This is a genomic window from Floridaenema aerugineum BLCC-F46 (assembly GCF_041929345.1).
In the GTDB taxonomy this organism is placed as follows: domain Bacteria; phylum Cyanobacteriota; class Cyanobacteriia; order Cyanobacteriales; family Aerosakkonemataceae; genus Floridanema; species Floridanema aerugineum.
Genome location: NZ_JBHFNQ010000206.1, coordinates 110,077 through 129,181, shown reverse-complemented (window position 1 = coordinate 129,181; position 19,105 = coordinate 110,077). Strand labels below are relative to the sequence as shown.

Genomic DNA, 19,105 nt, shown 5'->3' with positions numbered 1-19,105 from the left:
TATTTTAGCTTATCGACGGACAAAAACAAAGGAATTAACAAATACAGAAACTTCAGTTCCCTCTGGAACAATAGCCACATTACCTCGTTTTAAAAGTTCTTGCGTACTGCGGTCAGAACGCTCGCGCAAACGTTGTGCTGTAGGTGTAAAAAACCCCTCTAAAGCAGCTGCTAATATATTAGGTTGTGACCTGTTGCTAGTTTGTGTGGTAGTACTTCCAAAAACACCACTTTGCTGACTAAAAACTTCTTGAGTAGGTCGATTAACGATTTCTCCTACCCGTCCCAAACTACTGAGAACTCCAACTAAAACATCAGTCCTAGCAATTTCAGAACCTCTATCAAATAAACCTTGTGCAATCAGAGGTTGGTTATTTTCACCACGAATTACCAAGTGTCCAGCAGGTATCGGTACTTGATGGATGCGTCCGCTGGAGTCAGGATAGACAAGTGCTACCACACTTTGAGATACCAGCCGATTTGAGCGAGTTACATTATTTACTTCAGTAATCAGGATAGTACCAGATGGTAAAGCGATTCCTCCATTAGCAGCCTTCATATCCTCAGTTAATTGCACGGCGAATCTTCCACCTGTGGGACTTTGACCAGCTTCATCCCAAATCATCGGTACAATTACCTTTGCTTTAGCGGATGACCCGATGGCTATTTGGACATCGCTGTTTTGGTTAACTGGGGTACGGTTAAGAATTCCGATTTCCCCTGGACTCATGGTGCTCTTGTTGGTATCACCAATAGTGACGGTAGCTATCTGGGAATCAACTTTTGGCTGCGAGTTTACTTGTTTTTGTTGTTGGTTTTGCGTACTGGGGGGTATTTCAGTAGTAGGAACCTCAGCAACTTCTCCTCTGATTTGTCCTAAAGCAGCTAACTGCGTCCAACGTTCGTAGGGGTCTACTTTTTCAGCAGGAATTGATGGTTTGGAAGTCGAAGGTGGAGGCGATGTTATTAAACGCGGTGGTGGTTGTATCGGACGAGAGACTGGAGGAATAGTCTGTACAACTCTAGGTGATGGATTAAAGTTTTGCACTCGTCTAGGAGGTTCAGGAGTTCTAGCAACTGGTACGGTTTTTGATGTAGGTTTTGGTGTCAGTGTAGGTTGAGGAGTAGGAGTTACAGTTGAACGTTCTTTTGGTGTAAGTGGTTGAGCTTCTATTGTCCGTTGTTGGTCTTGAAAAGCCAACCGACTTTTGAGTTCTGCTGACTCATCATGAGAAGCAGATGAAGTAACTTCAGGAGTTGAAGTTTTTGCTGGTTGGCGAACGGGTTTAGGAGCAAAAAAGGTAAACCAAAGAAAGCCAAAAATGCCGAAAACTATACCAGTACCAACCAATACGGAAAACATTCGCACCGATGGTTTTTCGGAAACCGGAAGAGTTTCTGTTGGCTCATTTTCCTGTTTGATTCTATATTCAGATGCGAGTAATTCGTCTGCTTCTTCGTCGTATCCCGCAAATTCTAGTTCATCATTTCGACTGATTTCTGGCTCAAGTCGATGATTGTTATTACTAGAATAGGTTTCTTCAATCCCATCTGGTTCGTCATCAAATTCGTAGTTAGTTTGTGGTTTAGTTGAGTTCATATTTTTCCTTAACTTTAGTTTGGTTTAAATTCAGTGATGCGATTAATTTCTAATCCGGCGGAACGAAGTTCGTAGACTTTCTGTTCAAATGCAGAAGCTTGATTTCCTAAAGGAGAGGTTTGAATTTCTACCGCCTTTATCCTGAAAGTGCGATTGAAAGGAATCCTTTCATCTCTTCCCAATGTGCGGTCAACCAGCAGTCGGGTTGCTATCATGTCTATTTCCCATTCACCTGGACGAATTTCTCTAGGTTCTGAGATGAATGAGATAATGACTGTAGAGCGTAATTGACCGGAAAATACTGTACTGGGAACGAGTTCGGCTATTTGAGCTAGGGAGGCTTTGCCAAATTCTGGTTCCATTAATAAGGAAGCAAAATAGCTACTGGTTGTCACTCGTTTAGAATTAACTTTAATACCTGGGTCGGTTTCGTTACTACCGGGGATTTTGTTATCCCAGTTAAAGGTTAATTCTGTCCAATTTTTGACGAAGTTTTGAATAACGGATGAATACCGGAAAAGTCTATCGCGTTCCGAAACGTAGTAAGTTTGACCGTTGATTAATTGAACTTGGGTTGTTTTCATCGCAGCTACCGAGTTGATTCGGTAAGCTACGAATAAGTGTAAAATGAGGGTAATAATATTAACTCCCGTTAAAATTAGGAAGCACAAAGCGAGTAAATTCTTGGCTTCTGGCAACAATGCGGGTTGTTGAAATCGTTGAAGTTTCATGTTATCTAAATCCCTTGTGAATTGCCAGAGTTGTTGCGGCTCCGATGGCGTTACTAAACACATCAATTATTTGTTTGGCATTACCAGCGATACCGTTATATAAGGCGATTCCACCTCCACCAGCAATTAAAAGAGCTAGTCCAGGTGCGAATATACTGATGAAGAATAAAAAGGCGACATCGCTGGCTAATTCGGCTCCAGAGTTGACTAAAACAACGGCTGCGATTCCGACGATAATGTTGTAACCTAGTTGTGTTCCAAATAAACTTAAAAAACCTGTCGCCCAAGCCCAAATCGGTCTACCTTGTAAGGGAAGTAGGGATAAACCCATTGCAATGGGGGAAAATAATGCTGTTAGTAAAAGTGCGGCTTCTAGCATATTTACGAATGCCCATTGTAGGCTGTACAGAATAAATCGAATGATGGGGATGGCTTTTTCTCTAAATACTGAACCTGGGTCGTTTATTAAGGTAATGGCATCTTGAGCAGCACCGGGTAAACTATTATTCCAAAGCATTTCGGCGAAAATTCGTAAGGCTCTTAAAGGGGTGGAACCAGCAGCTTGTTTTTCAGCTTCATCAACAATTCTTTGTGCGGCTTCTCGTTTGGAGTTCCAGCAAGTTACTAGTTCTTCACCAACTTTATTACGACAATCGCTGTAGAGGTTTTCTAGTTGTTGTTTACCGATATTACTGATAGTAACGTTAGCGATTGCGTCTCTGAATGTGAGTTCTCCGAGTTGCGCTACGAGAACGCTTTGTACTTGTTTGTAGGCGAAGTTTCTGGTAAAAATAACGGTGTTGGCGAGCAATTTACCGTTAGCACCTAAGAATAGCATAATCACAATAGGCCAGATGAATAATGCAGCTAATTCTGACCAAGATTGTTTTTCAATAATGTCTTTTCCACTGGTTAAAGTTAGGAAGAGAATGCTAATGGCAGCTAAGATAATACCAAGGGATACTAGACCTACCCAAAGTCCAGAAGCAATGGGGTCGATGGTGCTAATCCAAACTTTATTCCAAGCTTCTGATGTGGCTTTAGCTAGGTTAATTGATTCGTTAACAATGTCTAAGGCTGACCCTTCACCACCTGTTGTGGGTGGCGTGATTTGTGCGAAAAGTTGCATGATTTTTTAATGGGAAATATTGAGGGGTAAAATCCTCTTTATAAATGAACCGCAGAGACGCAGAGGACGCAGAGGAAAGAGAGAGAAGATATCGGGGGTATAAGGAGGCGGTGGAGTTGATTCCACGCGCCGATTAAAGATTAATTATTGGTTGGTTGTCCTAAATAACCGCCGCCGGGGAGCATGAGCATTCCGGCTTGCAGGCTGGCTTGGTTTCCAGATGCTATGCTACTTCTGCGTTCGCTGGTGTTGAGAGCAGATATCTCCTTTGCTGCTTGGGAGAGCAGAACGTTGTTAATGGCTCGGTCTGTCCGACTTTGTTGAGCTTCAAGGAGAATCCGTTCGTTTACTTGAGCGTTAAGTGCGGTTTGTTGGGAAAGGTTTTGCAGGATTTGTTGGGTAACGTCGAGTGTTTGCGATTCTTCACCCAACTGAACGTTTTGCTGAGTGTTTTGTTTAGTTGCTTCTAGAATTTGGCGGCTATTTGTTTGAGCTTGTTGGCTAAGAGTAGAACCATTAGCTATACCAATAGCTGCATTTCTTTGCGCTTGTCCGTCAAGTTCGGACATGATAGTGTAGGAACCTTTACCATCTAATTTACTCGACTTGGTTTCGAGTAAATCTGATAATTGAGTTCCGGCGGTGCTAGATGTGGTTGCTTTGATGATTTGGCTGCTAACTTGATTCAAATCGGGAATTTTGATGGCTCCTAAAGAGGAGGAAAGTATCTGGTTTAAAGTACCAAATAGTTCGTTTTGAACGAAGCCACCGATGTCACCAATAAAGTCATTAACTTGTTTGACGACACTTTCGATAGGAGTGAAGAAACTACCAGAAGAAACGGGAGTGTTAACTCCTGTTGTTTGAGCAAGGCTTGGGTTAATTTGGGTAACTAATCCCAGTCCAAGTAATAGAGCAATTAGAGTTAATTTGGAATTCATTTGCTATTTGTTACTAGTGGTTAGGATGCTTTTTCAAGCATCTGGGAATTTCGACCAATATGGTCGAAGCCTTTTCCTTCTTTCACCGCTCTTATATATTCTTGGGTGAAATGTTTTAGCCCTTGAAGTTGTCCTTTGAGGGTTGAAGGGTATTGGGACATGATGCGCTCGCGGGCTGCTTTTTCATTTTGATTATTGGCAATTGATGCTAACATCATTTCTCCGGGATAGAACCTTGTCCGCCAAAATCTTCCGCCTTTTTCAATTAACCAGCAGGAGTAAAGGTCGGCAATTTTAGGAAAGAAGGCTTCGGTGGCATTTCGACTGATAATTTGGGGGTCGTAACCTAAATGTTTTTGTGCGGCTGCTACGCCAGAATTGGTGATTCTTCCGGTGATTTTGTAGGTCATGTTTTGCATGATTTGAGCACCAGCCGCACATTCACAAATGGCATCAAAGTCTTGGCTTAAAAGTAGGACGGCTATGCCATCTTTTCTGCCAGTTGCACAAAGTTCTCCAACAACTGATGCAAATCCATCTTTCTTTAAAAGGACGCTTAGTTCATCGCCAATAAATAGGCTTTTGGGGTGAGAAAGAGCGTTACGAATGCAAGCGGTATGGGCGTTAATTGCCATCAAATAAGCGTCTTGTTCGTTGGATAATCCTGATAAGGCGAAGAATTTAATTGCAGGTTCTGGTGAAAATGTGCTAGGTCTACCTATTGCTTTTCCAATACGTGAGGTGAGTAAGGCATTTCCTTGACTGAGGATTTGGTTAATTGCCAGTTTGTCTAATTCTTCAAAGGATTTGAGGTTTAATCTTTCTTTACTACAAAATCTCAATAAGTCTTGAAGAGTTGGCATTTGTTGCCATTCGGGGGATTGCCAACCTTTTTCAAATGCTCTATTATATCGAGCAATAATTTCTGGGTCTCTCAGGTAAATATCGAGCATTCTGAGGATAATGGAATCGACTCTTTGTGCTAGGTGAGGATGGTGGATTTTTCCCATTGCGATCGCTAAGAGTGCTTTTCGGATAAAATCTTTCCAAGATTCCATTCTGCGTTCTTTTTCTGCTTTATCGAATTGGCGTAAGTCTGGCGGTTCTAATAAGTTGCTGGAACCTTGGCTGATGTCGTAATATGCACCTTGGTTGCCTAAAAGTTCGATGGCTGTTTTGAAGGTGCTGTTACCCCCACTGCTAATATCCATTCCGACAACTGGGATGTTATTGGCTAAGGCTTCTACAGCAAAACGCCATCCTAAAACGCTTTTACCTGAACCTGATTCTCCGGTGATTAAAGCGCGGTTAATCTGTTCGTAAAATAAGTCGATGAAAATCGGTTTTCCACCCCGTTCTGTGATAAATTCGACTCCTTTTTTATCGATGTCGCGGGGAACGGTTAGTGGGAGAACTCCGGCGACAGTTTCTGTGTCTAAAGTGAGGCGACGTTCGCTAAAAAATGAGCCGCTATGTAGCAACCATTTCCAAGTAATGGGAAGACATTGCAACCAAATATCCCAGGCGATATTGCGTTCGCGAATGACTTTTGCAGTTCCGAAGCTATTAGATAAAATATTACAGGCTTGGTTGAGTTCTTCGGAGGTGTTTCGATAAACTAGAAAGGCAACTGCTGTATTTAAGGGTATGGCTCCTTTATAAAGTCTACGTTGTGCGTCAAAAGATTCTTCTTGTTTAATTTCTGCACCAATATCGCGTCCTTGTCCTTTAGTTATGGCTCTGGTAGAAGCAGTTTTTGCTCCTTTAGCTTGTCGTGCTAAGTTATCATTAATGAGAACTTTGTTTCCGGCGCTAATTTCTACCCAAGCTTCGGTATTGTGGACGTAGGTTGAGGACATGACTTCCCAAATCCATTTCAATTGTTGTCGGGTATTTGTCCAGCCTGTGGGTGCGTCGTACATGGTTAAAACGCCGCATTCTTTGCCTTTTCCTGCTAAGTAAACACGGTTGTTACTTTGGCGATGTTCGGGACAAGAAGATATACCATTTATTCCTGCAATTAAGACGGTACAAATGTGTTTGTCGGTGGTTTTTTTCTCGCTAAGTTTGTAGCCTGTGGATGTTTCTGTTAATTTGACAATTTGGGGTACTGCGGGAGGTGTACCATTGTTAAATCTTTGCCAAAGCCATTCCCAAAGTTGTGTGGTGTTCATGGGAGTGATTTCTAATCCCATTTTGGTGTTTAAAAGGATTTCCCAACGAATAAATCCTTGTTCAAAAGCGTTAAGCAGGAGTTTAGTGTAAAACTGTTCTTTATAGATGCGGGTGTTACCAGTAATTGTTCCCATAAGTGCATCCCACAAATTTTTTGCGCCATCAATAGTTTTGCCAATCAAATCTCTCGATGTTTGTTCGCCTTCAGCATCGGCTGTCCATGTACAAAAAGCGATTTGTTCCCAGTTCTGTCTGCTACCTTTATGGGTAAGTTGTTGAAGGCGGCGTTGTTCGTTTCTAATGAGTACGGAAATGGGCTTGAGGTTAGCAGTATTGGCTAAGTTTTCTAATTGTTTGCGTCTGGAAGTATCGTCGCTATAGCAACCAGTGCAGAAGGTGATTCTTTCACCGGGAATAATGTCTTTCATTCCTTCTTCTATGGAAGTAGCTAAACTGGATACTTCGTTTTTGAAGAGTAAGTTATGCAGTCCGTGAGTGCGAAATCCAAATATTAGTTGATAGCTAGAACCATTATTGAGGAGCATTCCCGATATTTGTCTACCGTCTTTATCAATTTCGACTAAACAACAAAGGTTAATTTCGTTTTGAAATGGCATAAATCGGTTATTTCCTCCAAATTGACTGGGGACGATTTTGGGTTTTAGTTTGATGCGGATTTGGGAATTGTTGGCTTTACTTTGAAGATGGGGAGGACGTAAGGAAGGGATGGGAGAAATGTAGAGATTGTCACCGTTGCACCATTCGTCACCTGGAGGTTTGCGGAATTTATCGGTGAATAAATGGGGTTGATTTCCTGTGAGCAGCCACCAGCTTGCGATTAACCAAAGTGAGACTGTAAAAAACCAGCCTAATCCCAAGTTGAAAAACCCCATTGTCAAGATGTATGAAATGATGGTTATTAAAAACCAAGGGGCGATTTGATTGGCAGGAATGAAGCCGATACTTGCTTGTTTTCCCAGGATTTTGTTGACTCTAATTAAGTCTTTTTCTGGGTCTTTAAAACTCATTGATGACTCCTTTTAGTAGGGTTTAGGAATTAGGGGTTATACCAAATCTGGGTTAGCTACCCCCGCTATCTTCTTAGGTTTCTTTCTTCTTCTTCCTTCGTGTTCTTCGTGTCTTTGTGGTTCAAAAAATTAATTAACTCGGATTTGATATTAGGGGTTAAAAGCCTACCCCATTCCCCAACACTTAACACCTAATTAAGAACCCTTTTATAATGAACCGCTCCAGACGCAGAGGACGCATAGGAAAGAGGGAGGAGATATAGGGGGTAAATAACCCTTGGTATAACCCCTAAACTAGACTGTAGTACCGTTACCAACGAATAAGAAGGTGATAACATCGATGGCGATAACGATGCCAAATGCTAGGGCAATTTGAGTTACAATTGGTCGCCAATCATTACCTTGTTGTGCTTGGTTATAGGCGAATAAAGCGGCGGCGGCTACTAATAGGAGAAATATGCCTCGGATGGCATTGAAAATTAGAGCAATTGTTGTCGCATCAATCGCTGTTCCACCTCCAGCAGCACCCGCTTGAGTTGCTAAGTTGGTCATAAATTGTTGCAGACCACTTAAGAAAAGTGCTTGGGCTGGAGTTTGAAAGTTATTGAGTAAAGCTGTGACTGTAATTATGGCGGTAGCTAAATGCCAATAGCGAATTTTACTACCTAATAGTTTTTCCAGAATGGGAACAGTTTGGCTAATCTGCCAAAGGGCAAAAAATAGTAGAGTAGCGCAGCCGAATACGCTGATAAATAAGGGTTGAACGAGGGTTAAGTAAATGGTTGCGATTAGGCAAATTGTGATGAAGATTAAGTCAGCACTATTTAGTTGAAATTTCCGCATTAATTGGTTGAATGGATGGCGGCGTTTGTGGGTGTTGTGCATTGGTTTTCTCCTCAATTAAGTTAAGCTTGTAGTTCGTTTTCGTCTTCTTTTGACCGTTCTGGTGAGTTATGTTTGTGGTGGTGTTTTTCTTTTTCTGGGGAACCGACTAGAGATTCCATTTCTGCGATAGAAATGTGGCATTCTCGAATGTCTGGTGGTTTTCCTTTGATTAGAATGGCATCGAAGACTTGGGCATCGTTTTGGCGGGGGTTGGTTCCAATTAGTTGTTGGGAACCATCGGGCAAATCTAAGATTTCAAATTCGTATTTGACTGCCCCAGGCGTACCGTCTTCCCGGCGCGGTTCTCGCCAGGGAAATACAGGGTCTTTTTCGCCACTGAAGCGTTTGGGAAAGGTGTTTTGAAATTTATCAACTAGTGCTTGAGCAGTTGCTAATGTGTCGTATTCTGGTTCGGATTGAGGTAATTTGAAGATGGCTTCTCGTTCTTCTGGTGTTAATTTATCTTGGGCGATTTTCCAGCGTTCGCCTTCTTTGGTTGCAGAGAAAATTTCGTTACCATCGCTAGCTTTTATAGCAACATTAACTTTGTTATTTTCGGCAGTTACATAGAGGATGCCGCCATCATCAAACATGATGCCTGATTGTGGGGATTGTCCGGTGGCGAAGGCATAGTTAACTAAGCAATCTGCAACTGCTTCTTGTTGTTGTTGAACTTTGGTTTGAGTCACGATTTTGGTCAGCAGGTCTTCTGGTTCTTCAGGTACGTTGATAGCGTTTTTTTGTTCTAGTTGGTCAACGATTGTTTCTAGGCGGTCTAGTCTTTTTGAGAGATTACCTAAATATTTTTGAATTTGGTCTAGCTGTTCGCTGATGTTGGCTTCTTTATCTATTTGTAAAGGTGGTGATTGTTTGTATTCTGGGTCAAGTTTGTGACCCAAGTTATCGATTTTTTCTCCTATTTGAACTGCGTTGGATTGGGTGTGAGTAATAATGTGGTGCGAACCGTTTCTTTTCGCTTGTTCTTCTATTTCAAGGTTTGTAGTTGGGGTTTCTAATATTTGTTTAGTGCGTTCGGCAAGTTTTTCGGTACGATTGTCTATTGCTTTGATGTCTGCAATAACATCGGCTTGTTGTACGCGAACAGAAACGTTATCGGTTCTTTGATTTAATGAGTCAATTTGTTCGAGAATTTCTTCTAGTTTTTGAGCTTGTTCTTTCTCTCTCGCTTGTTGGATATAATCGATTAAGTCACTAACAGTTTTCGCGCCAATTAGACCGATTAAAGTGGCGCTTTGAACGGTTAAACCAGTTACGGTGATGCCGTTGATTTCGCTGCCTCTAGTAGTGGCGATTTCTCCCTGATGTTCGGTTTCTTTGAGGAAGGTTTCTAGTGAGTCAAGTAGGGGATATTTGGGTTCGGTGTTGTTAATACTGCGGTTTTTAGCAATTTTACCCAATACTCCTGTTGTTATGGGAGTAGTTTCGTCATCGGATAGGAGTTGGTCAATATCATCTTCTTCCTGCTTTGGCGATTGTTTCGATTTAGATAGTTTGCTGGTTGGTTTATTTGGTTTTGGCAGTTCTTCATCTTCTTCTAAATCAGTTAAATCATCGTCAAAATCTTGGTCAATTTCGTTATTTTCTAACCCGATTAATTCTGTTACATGAGATGGAGTGTAGTAGTTGTTATTTTCTTTGGTTTCTACTCCTGCTTGTTTGAGATTTTTTACTAAGTAAACACCACTGGTTCTCAGGCTGGGGTCTTTAGTTAAGTAGAATACGAAGCCGGAAATTTCATCGCCTTTTCCTTCGGCAACTAAGTCTACGCTGATACTGGCTTTTTGATTTCCAGATTCGTTGATTCTATCAGGACGTTTGTTGAAGGATTCAACGAAGTTTTTGAAGTCTTCCCAGTCTTCTATACCGCCTTCTTCTTGGATTGATTCGATGGCAGCATCGAGTGTTTCTTGAATATGTTCTAGTCTTTTGACGTGCTTGGTTTCTGTGGCTGTTAGGACAGACCAATCGCGTTTTTGGGTGGAAAATTGTTTGGGTTTATTTGTGGATTTGGTAGGCATTGATTAGTTGATTACGAGTTGTTATGTAGTGCGATTGATTGCTTTTATTTTCGGTAATAGTGGTGGAAATAAGGCTGTTTCTTTCGGTTTATGTTTTGCTCGGTCAGAAGTTGGATAAGTTGTAGGCAGGCAGAATGGATATATCATCCACTTGGTCAATTTGACTTTTTTATTAATTTGTTATAAAATATCTGCCGTATTAAAAGTGAAAAATCTTTGTTTTACTAATAGCTTTTTGAAAAAATTGATCTGAAGCTATGAATTTATAAGAGTTCTACAAAAAATAAGCTTGGCATATTATCACAAATAAGAGAGAGCCGTTTTCAATACTGCTCGGTTAAGGGTAGGGGCGAAGCATTTGGGCGACAAAATATCACCTCAAACCCTAGATTTTCTGCCCAAATGCTTCGCCCCTCCATGCCAAAAAATGCTTAACCGAGCAGTATTGGAGCCGTTTTTTATTAGAGAAATCAGAAACCTTAAAAACAGGACAACAGATAAGTTTTGCTTATCTGTTGTCCCACTCCAAAGTTAGCGATTGCTAAAAAAGATTCTGTAAAAAGTTAGCTCTCTAAATCCTTACGGCATAGCAAATATAGTGTTTAATTTTTAGTTTTTGCCAATCCTCCCCTAAGTTTTCTAAGAGATTTATAAGCCACTTTTTACCAGGGATACCTACCACTTGTCGGGCAGTTGCAACTGCACTGGCAAAATGATTTGAATCAATCTAACCCACATTCCGCACCCTCAACTAGCACAACGGTTTTCACGTAATTTGGGACTAGTGACTGGTAACTTAAATTACTTAAAACACTTAAATTTATCTGACCAGCTACTAGTCCCAAATCGTCAATTGACCAAAATTCGTAGTGTGACACTTTAGGGTGCGGAATGTGGGATCTAAAGCTCGTCGTTGCCTTTTGCACCTTTGACAAGGTGCATAGTGTTCCACAGCCCTGTTGTCGCCCCGTGAAGTTGATCGCACACATACATCTATTCTTTGCCATCCACGATCTGGCGCAACTTCTCAGTGGCTTGTTCTTTTGTGATTTCCGTCCAATCATAAGGTATGTCAGGTTCTTGCGCACAATATTCTCGCGCAAGCTCAGTGCGATACTTGTACATAAACCACTTCCAGTAATCTTCGGCTTTTACTGAGAAATCGCCTTTTATATCCCAATTGGGATACACATCTCGATATTGCTTGTAGGGTTTCCTATTATAATTGGTATCGTTATTTTGGAATGTAGCCTCTCCCGCAACAAGTTCAGAACAGGTTTCGGTTACGAGTTTGCGTGTATCTATGAATCTAAATCCTTTTACCCCCTGTGGACGATGTATATGTTTCAAAGTAGTATGGGAAGTACTGTCGTGATTTTTGGCTGCGAGAGAACAAATTTCTCCACAGAATGGGCAGGCTTCAACACAACCTAAAATGTCATCAATAATTTTCTCAACTACTTGATTTCGTAATTTTTGGTATTGCTGAGTTTTCGCTTGTGAAAAATCATTCAACTCGGCTGTATTAAGTAGGTTTTGCTTCACTTTCTGCAATTCTTTGCTAATATCATCATCGGGGAAGGTGAAATCCTGATGCGGAAATTGACTGCACAGCCGTTCGACTTGCTGTAGGTTGTCAATAATTAAACTGTCTCCTTTTACCTGAAAAAATTTATTAGTCCAATCCAAAATAGAACGGGAATTTGCTGGGCTAGTTTGAATTGATATATTTGTATGTTTAATAACCTGTTCTGCTGTCTTAACTAAGGTGTTAATGCTGTCTTCGATTATCCCTCGAATACCTCCTACTTTACCCTTGTTATAGTCATCAATATTGCGCCCAATCCAATTTTCTAGAGCAGTTTTAGGATAGCGAATATATTCAATGTAATCGGGAAAATTTTCGCGCTCGGCTAAGTTAATCATTATGCTGGCGATGATTGATTGCTTGGAAATGAAAAATTTGCTGTATTGGGGTAAATGGCGTATATCAGCGACTTTATCTGGTAAGTCATTCTCTATTTTTTTGACAATTCCTTGTTGGATAATATTTAGTAGCGTTCCCACAACTGCATTTTTTAAGTTAGCACTATGGAACACGGTCAGAAAAAACTGCCAAAAGCTTTCTTGCTCCTTATTCATCGCGCTAATTGGATCTTGTGCTTCCCGCCACTGCCGATCTATTTGTTCAAGTCGGCGGATCGCCTCCCCACAAATAATCATAAATAGATCGGCTTTACACTGACGAGTCAGACTAAAACCCATTTGTTTGAACAAGCCCTTGTCACTTAAATCCTTAGATTTTTCCTCAAACTGTTTGTCAACTTGGGCGAGAAACTGGCTCAAATAATTTGGGTCATATGGAACTAATTGCTGCTGTCTGTGGTCAAGTTCTAGTTTTAAACAGTTCAAAAAATTAGTTTTTATATTTTCAATTACTCGCTTGATTTCCAAAATGTCATTTTCATTGAACTGATTTTTAACTTTTTGCAAGAACTGTGCATTATAATATTCCTCGGTAATTCGAAAATCTTTTTCTTGGAAGTTTCTGAGTGGTTTCTGGCTGTTAGGTTGGGTAATTGGATTGTAAATATCTCGATAGCTGGTTAAGAGAATATTTTCAGTATCTTTTAGTACTTGTGCTGGAATCAAATTGGTATGCGGGATTTCGTTGAGCAAATCTGCCCATAGTCTTTCAAACTCTTTGTGTAATTCCGGCTCTGGTATGGCAAGTAACTCTGCTTCACTTTTGCCCTGCTTCTTCTCTCTGACATAGTTAGTTATGCGTGTAGTAAACTTTTCTCCATAGCTACTAGAACTTTCTCTGCGTTTCAATTCAGCTAAACGACTATCTCGGTAATCTTGAATCCTTTGTTGGGCATTTATTTGGTGTTGCCGCTGCAAAATATCAAGTTCGTTAGCAGTGCTTTTTACCCATTTTTTCATAGCGTTTTCGTGCTGACCATCTGGCTCTGCAAAAAACTTATCAATCTTCTGTTGCTGAGCTTGCCAAGTTTGGTTAACTAAGAATGACAAATCATCTTCGTACCGTTTTACAACTGTCAATAAATTTTGTTCTGAAGCACAGCTACTAATTTCGGTATAAGCGCGACTAACCAAACCAGCAACTTGTTCGCCGAATTCTCGAACGATTTCACCCCAGAACGTGTTGAGTTTATTGCGGGCTTGAATCTCAATTGTATTCTTAAATTCGTAGACAAAATTCTCTCTCTTGACTGCATCCCATAAAGCCTCAAGATGCGCTACAAATTTATCTATCGATGATATATTATTGGGAGTGATTCTGTAGATAATTTCGCTAGTCAGTTCCTTGACACCCTTGCTATAATCGGGATCTACGGGATTGCGGGCAGCCGCTCCTCTGTATAATGTTCCCAAGTATTCCACATCTTTCTTTAGGTCAAATTCGATAATGTCACGAAAAGGCCGAACAGGTTGACGCTCTTCTTGACAAGCAAGTGCGGTATATTTATCGAGAGTATTATTGAGATTTACGTTTTGTTTGTCTAGTTTTTCTGGAGATGAAGTGTCAACATTGCGGTGAACAATTTTAGTTTTGGGCTTTAAGTTTACCTGATTCATCCTTAAAAATGCCTGCACAGATATGGGCAAAATATCTTTCAGATATTCGGAGTTTTCCCCAGATACTTTAATCAGCGATAAATCGCTTAAACCAATCACAAAAGTCGATAGTTCGTTATCATGTCCTGTTTCTGACTCTAAGGATTGCTCCGGTGATTTTATCCCTTCTGTATCGACCACAAAAATATAGTCAACCTGTAACTCTTCTCGCAGTTCCAGGGCTAGTTTCACTGGTTGCAAGTAAATTCCCTTTGTGCAACGCCCAGCACTGACAGCAAATTGTAGCCCAAACATTACATTCAGTAGGGTGGACTTCCCAGAACTCTGAATACCCATTGCTGATAAAGCAAAGATACGAGGGTTTGCTGTTCCCTGCTGCACCAGTAGGGTGAATTCTTTTAGGACTGCTTGCACCCACCCCAATGGAACGGAACTCACCTCCCCATCCATAATTTCTAATGGATAACCGCTCAAGAGTAAGTCCGCCGCAATCCGGGGCAGTTCTTGATATAGTTTTTCTTGTTTTTGGCTACGGGGTTCTATCCCCTTGACAGCTAAATACACCTGTCCGATTTCTCGTAGTAAATGCTCTAAACCAAAAGACTGGGCTGTAATTTGATCGTCAATTGCTTTCAGTTCCTCATTGATTTTATTTCTTGCTTGGAGTTCTTGCTTTCTTTGAGCATCAGTTTTAGTTGTTTCTGACTCTGATTTAGCTGATTCTGGTGAAGTTTGATATTGCCCTAGTTGTTTCATTTTTTCGCCATAGGCAGCATATAAATTGGGGAGTTCGGCTCGTGACAGCGCATCCAATCCCAGTTTTAACTGTCTGACAAAGTATTCACTTACCTGTGGCTGGTTCTGTTTATTCTGGAATAGTGCTTTGAGGAAGAGTTGTGTAACGCTTGGTAGCCGCCCCTGCTGAATCATCTCAATCTGCTGTCGTCGGCTATGGGCTTTGCGTTCATTTTGTTTCCTTGCGTATTCACTCGAAGAGGCTCCAGGATCTTTCTGCTTTTGCCGCACGGCTTCCTTATCTGCTTGTGCCCATTCTTTCCACCATTTGCTTTGTAGGGGGAGTAATTCAGCCTTCCGTGTTTCTTTCGGATGCTGACGCACGAGTTTTAAAATCTCTGCGGCTTGCTTAATGCCTTGCTGACATAAGCTTTCTTCTTCATCAACTTCCATTCCTTGTTGCTGCATGGCTTTTGCCAAGTCTGCTAGGCTGATTTTTGAGTTAGCAGTCGGTTTCAAGGTTCTTAACTTATTCCGCACTTCATCCCTAATTTCTGGCTGGGATTTATCAGCAATACTGATCAGGGTGATTTGGTTGCGCTCGTTCTGGAAATTCGCCATCAACTGACGAACTATTGCCCTATCTTTTTCTTGAATATTTTTATTGGTCAATAACAAAATGACTACTTTGCCAGCAGCTAATAATTCACGAACAACTTGGACGGCTGTGTCTTCTAGTTGCTTACAGGAAGTGAAAATGACGACGTGTGAGGAAATCTGCTTGATTAACTCTAATTGTCGGGGATACTTGCGTGCATCTCCTCGCAGATTGGCAAAAGCGGTAATATCGTCAAGCTCAAAATCGTTTTGGTTATTGCCATCATCTTGCGACGATGCGTCATTTTTATTTTTCTTAATTCCTTCAGGTAAATGCCATGCCAATTCTACCGTACCTTCAGCGAGTTGGCGATTTTGGTTAGAGCCTTCTGAGTCTTTGTGGAAGAAGATATCGTGCGGATTATTGCCAAAAATCACCGCATTAAGGAGGGCTGATTTGGATATTTCAGCACTATCAAAGCGAATAAAACTCATCGTCTCCATTGGATAATCGGCGATGGTACGCTCTTCTGAGCGAACTTGTGGCCCTTGTGTTTTCTTCCACCTCATCACTAGGGCACGCATTGCCCACAAAAAGAATTTCGGGGCATGGTTTTCACTTTCTTGAATCACTAAGGGAATAGCTAATTTACACTCCCATAGTTTCACCACCAAATCCTGGCGAATAATAGGGTGACAACAGAGGAATGTTGCTGCCATTACATCCAACGGATGAATATCTTTCTTGGTTAACTCATCACCATCGCTATTTCCAAGCCACCATTCTTCTTCATTCTCTGAAGATTTTGCCTCTTTGTTGTCAGTTTTCAGCCATCTTGCCTGGTGATTTAAAGCTAGTAAATTAGTCAGGAAATAGAGTGATAGTTCCTCCGGCTTGCGTGAAGGATTTTCAGCTAAAGAATACTTCGTAATTGTATAGACTTCTTCCTGTCTCAGCTTGTTGGGATAATACTGACTCAATCCCAAATCCTTGAGGAGGCTATCCAACATGGGGGCAGGGGATTCTAGTGCAGGTGGACTGCTTGTTTGCTCTCCCGGTGATGGAATCTCTTCCGGCTTATTAAAAATCTCTGAGAAATCATTGTTCAGATTTGAGGGAATTTCTTTAAGATTGATGATTGCTTCTATTTCTTCACGAGCATCCACACATTCATAGGAAATTCCGACATTGTATCTTGTAAGAATGCTTTGAAGAGATGGCGATTTTAATTTGGGCTGTAAGATTGTATTAATAAACTCTAGCGTCTTTTCTTTCTCAAAATTCAAAGCTATCGAATCTAGCACCTTTAGCAGTAGATAAGCTTCTCGTTTTTCTCGAAGCTCTTCTTGAGACATAATCCCCAAGCTCTGCCCTTTATATTCATTCAAAATATCATCTAATTTCTGATAGTCTTCGTACTTCAAATCTTTCTGGAAAATATTCCGACTGGGAATATAACCAAGCGATAGCAGCAAGACTAAGAAAGCAAGTTCGCTCAATTCATCTTGTTTTCTCAAATCAGAACGCAAACTTAAAATGGCTAACACCAAATATTTGTTAGACTTAGCCATCATTTCTTCAGAGACTTGAGTCAAATCTCTGTGTAACTTATCTTCTATCATCAATCTTTTAAGTCGCTTGATTAATTCAATCAGTGCGTCAACATCATGAATATCTGGAACGACGATTTTTTCGTTATTCTCTGATTTATTGAGCCAATCAAATACATCTTTATATTGTGTATAGTCATTCATGACAATCGCGTCATCCGATGTCAGCAATTGACGCATCAAATTCTTTGCTTCTTGATTAGACTCGTTGTTATGTCTTACACGGTTGAGATAATTGCAAACAACTACATTGGATAAAAACTCTTGTGCCCAATAAGTTTTATTATTGACCGTTACTTCTACTTCTTGCCGCAATTTAACTAGCTCTTTTAAATGTTCACTAGCGGATACTTCTTGAGCAGTCAACCATTGAGGTATTTGATTTTGTAACAGATTATTAATACGATTACGAACTTTCCCGATTTCATTCACAAAGTACCGAAAATCAGTCTTCAAACCACTAATTTGCATCCATTCTGCGTGGAGCAATTCCGCCAGTTTGTGCGAAGAATCAAATTCATGTGCATGGTGGCGACATATAATTTCCCATACCCCTAATAATCGCAGATCGTCTCTGCCAATTACTGCCCAGCTGTTGGCATTTTCAAGTAAACTGCGCTTCCAATCTTGCAGATTTTCAGCTTGTGGCGAACCCCCAAATCGAGTAGTTTCTAAGCGCACTTGCGATGCAATATTACTTTGTTGATTAGTTGTCTGTTCGTCAGTGCTAGAGGTTTGCTCCAGTGCTGCATTGCCCTTAGCAATAATAGATACAGCCAGTTTGAATTCAGTTGCGATCTTATCGTTCACAGCTTTTTTAGCTTCTGCTTTTTGAGACTCTGAAAAATCACTCAAAAAAGCAGACATTAAATAAATGCCACCAAATGTAACTTTTCCCAAGAGGGCATGGGAGCCATAAGTTCTTAAAAATCGCCGACAAGTATTGCTTACTTCTGATTCATAACCAATCTGATTTAACTGCATATCGATAATTTTTAAGTCCTCTAAAGCAGCGCCATCGATACGGATTTGGTTGTCAGTTAAAATGCAAGTTATTGTAGGCACAACCGCGTATTGAACTCGCGAGTAGTAAGAAGTTTCTTTACTATCTGTTACTTCCGCATTAGCATCTCTGCCCTCATTTTTGGTAAACTTGAAACCCCCACCTATTTGTAGGCAGTTGATTAAAGCATTTCCTTTAGCAGAAGCACTTATATTGGAGCCAAATTTTTCGGCAACCTTTTTAAAGCGACTTTCTTTTGTTTGCGATTTAAATTCCTCAGTACGATCAATACCTTGATGGGATGGATTGACAAACTGAGCATCACCTTCAATAGTGATGAGTTTCGCTCGTGGTTGCAATGTAATTTCTTCATTGATATCGATGAAAACCCCTTGCAATGCCAGTCCTGTTGAACCCCTTTCTATAAGCTGGTTATCCGCATATCGATAATAAGTAAGTGCATTGCTCTCATTGGTTTTTGCTACGCTAGAGTCAGTATTATCCGAAGTTGGTTGCGACATAGTTTGTCTTCTCTTGAGTGTCATGAATATCAGTGGATTTCAATCCAATCATGGTAGGATTGCACTATTTGAAAGCGCTCTACGACGAGAGTGATGAATTAGTGGTAACCATCTACCTGATGTAAAAGTTCTGGTTGCAGGCAAGCAAAAACTGATCCAAGGCTCTCAAGTGTCTCTTCAAACGACGTAATGCCATTGAACCTATAATTGTTCTAACTCAGGGCACCCTTAATCTCGAAAGGAAGTTGTTTAGCTATCTAGCTGCCAGCTAGAAAACCAAAATCTGCCGACCTCAACTAAATTTTCATAAGGCTTCTTTTTAAATCAGGAAGTTTTGAACACAAAATTTATTATTTTTTCTTATAAATATAACCTTCTGATTATATTTTTATATATATAAGAATTTTATGAGAAATAATGCTAATTGCCTCAAAAAAAGCATCGAGTTTGGGTTTTTAAGTTGATGGGGCAGAGGTAGCTGCCTTTAAAGCTGTTATCAGTCGCTTGC

The 19,105-nt window shown here is 40.7% G+C and carries 8 protein-coding genes; all 8 read right to left on the bottom strand.

All coding sequences use genetic code 11. The features are described 5' to 3' along the window. Nucleotides 1-9: 9 nt before the first annotated feature. The 8 genes from ACE1CC_RS27695 to ACE1CC_RS27660 all read right to left on the bottom strand — a co-directional run bounded on the left by ACE1CC_RS27695 (nt 10) and on the right by ACE1CC_RS27660 (nt 18,597). Entirely contained in the window at nt 10-1,599 is a 1,590-nt protein-coding gene (locus ACE1CC_RS27695) for a hypothetical protein (RefSeq protein WP_413273658.1), read from the bottom strand. A 14-nt stretch (nt 1,600-1,613) separates the two neighbouring features. After that, the gene (locus tag ACE1CC_RS27690; protein ID WP_413264737.1) at nt 1,614-2,330 is read right to left on the bottom strand and encodes a hypothetical protein; all 717 of its coding nucleotides are present in this window, start codon (nt 2,328-2,330) and stop codon (nt 1,614-1,616) included. Between the two features lies 1 nt (nt 2,331). Next, a complete protein-coding gene (locus tag ACE1CC_RS27685; RefSeq protein WP_413273657.1) occupies nt 2,332-3,459 on the bottom strand; it encodes a hypothetical protein in 1,128 nt (375 codons plus the stop codon). A 140-nt stretch (nt 3,460-3,599) separates the two neighbouring features. Next, a complete protein-coding gene (locus tag ACE1CC_RS27680) occupies nt 3,600-4,400 on the bottom strand; it encodes a hypothetical protein (RefSeq protein WP_413273656.1) in 801 nt (266 codons plus the stop codon). Nucleotides 4,401-4,420: 20 nt separating this feature from the next. Continuing rightward, nucleotides 4,421-7,603, bottom strand: a complete 3,183-nt coding sequence (locus ACE1CC_RS27675; RefSeq protein ID WP_413273655.1) for a hypothetical protein — start codon at nt 7,601-7,603, stop codon at nt 4,421-4,423. A 294-nt stretch (nt 7,604-7,897) separates the two neighbouring features. Further along, complete coding sequence (locus ACE1CC_RS27670; RefSeq protein WP_413273654.1) at nt 7,898-8,488, bottom strand: hypothetical protein; 591 nt, start codon at nt 8,486-8,488, stop codon at nt 7,898-7,900. A gap of 20 nt (nt 8,489-8,508) precedes the next feature. Continuing rightward, entirely contained in the window at nt 8,509-10,527 is a 2,019-nt protein-coding gene (locus ACE1CC_RS27665) for a hypothetical protein (protein WP_413273653.1), read from the bottom strand. A 993-nt stretch (nt 10,528-11,520) separates the two neighbouring features. After that, entirely contained in the window at nt 11,521-18,597 is a 7,077-nt protein-coding gene (locus tag ACE1CC_RS27660; protein WP_413273652.1) for an MAC/perforin domain-containing protein, read from the bottom strand. Nucleotides 18,598-19,105 lie beyond the last annotated feature (508 nt).

What these genes read in the sequence shown, in the direction of transcription:
- ACE1CC_RS27680 (WP_413273656.1), bottom strand. Translation starts at nt 4,400, where the DNA reads ATGAATTCCAAATTAACTCTAATTGCTCTATTACTTGGACTGGGATTA.
- ACE1CC_RS27685 (WP_413273657.1), bottom strand. Translation starts at nt 3,459, where the DNA reads ATGCAACTTTTCGCACAAATCACGCCACCCACAACAGGTGGTGAAGGG.
- ACE1CC_RS27690 (WP_413264737.1), bottom strand. Translation starts at nt 2,330, where the DNA reads ATGAAACTTCAACGATTTCAACAACCCGCATTGTTGCCAGAAGCCAAG.
- ACE1CC_RS27670 (WP_413273654.1), bottom strand. Translation starts at nt 8,488, where the DNA reads ATGCACAACACCCACAAACGCCGCCATCCATTCAACCAATTAATGCGG.
- ACE1CC_RS27660 (WP_413273652.1), bottom strand. Translation starts at nt 18,597, where the DNA reads ATGTCGCAACCAACTTCGGATAATACTGACTCTAGCGTAGCAAAAACC.
- ACE1CC_RS27675 (WP_413273655.1), bottom strand. Translation starts at nt 7,603, where the DNA reads ATGAGTTTTAAAGACCCAGAAAAAGACTTAATTAGAGTCAACAAAATC.
- ACE1CC_RS27665 (WP_413273653.1), bottom strand. Translation starts at nt 10,527, where the DNA reads ATGCCTACCAAATCCACAAATAAACCCAAACAATTTTCCACCCAAAAA.
- ACE1CC_RS27695 (WP_413273658.1), bottom strand. Translation starts at nt 1,599, where the DNA reads ATGAACTCAACTAAACCACAAACTAACTACGAATTTGATGACGAACCA.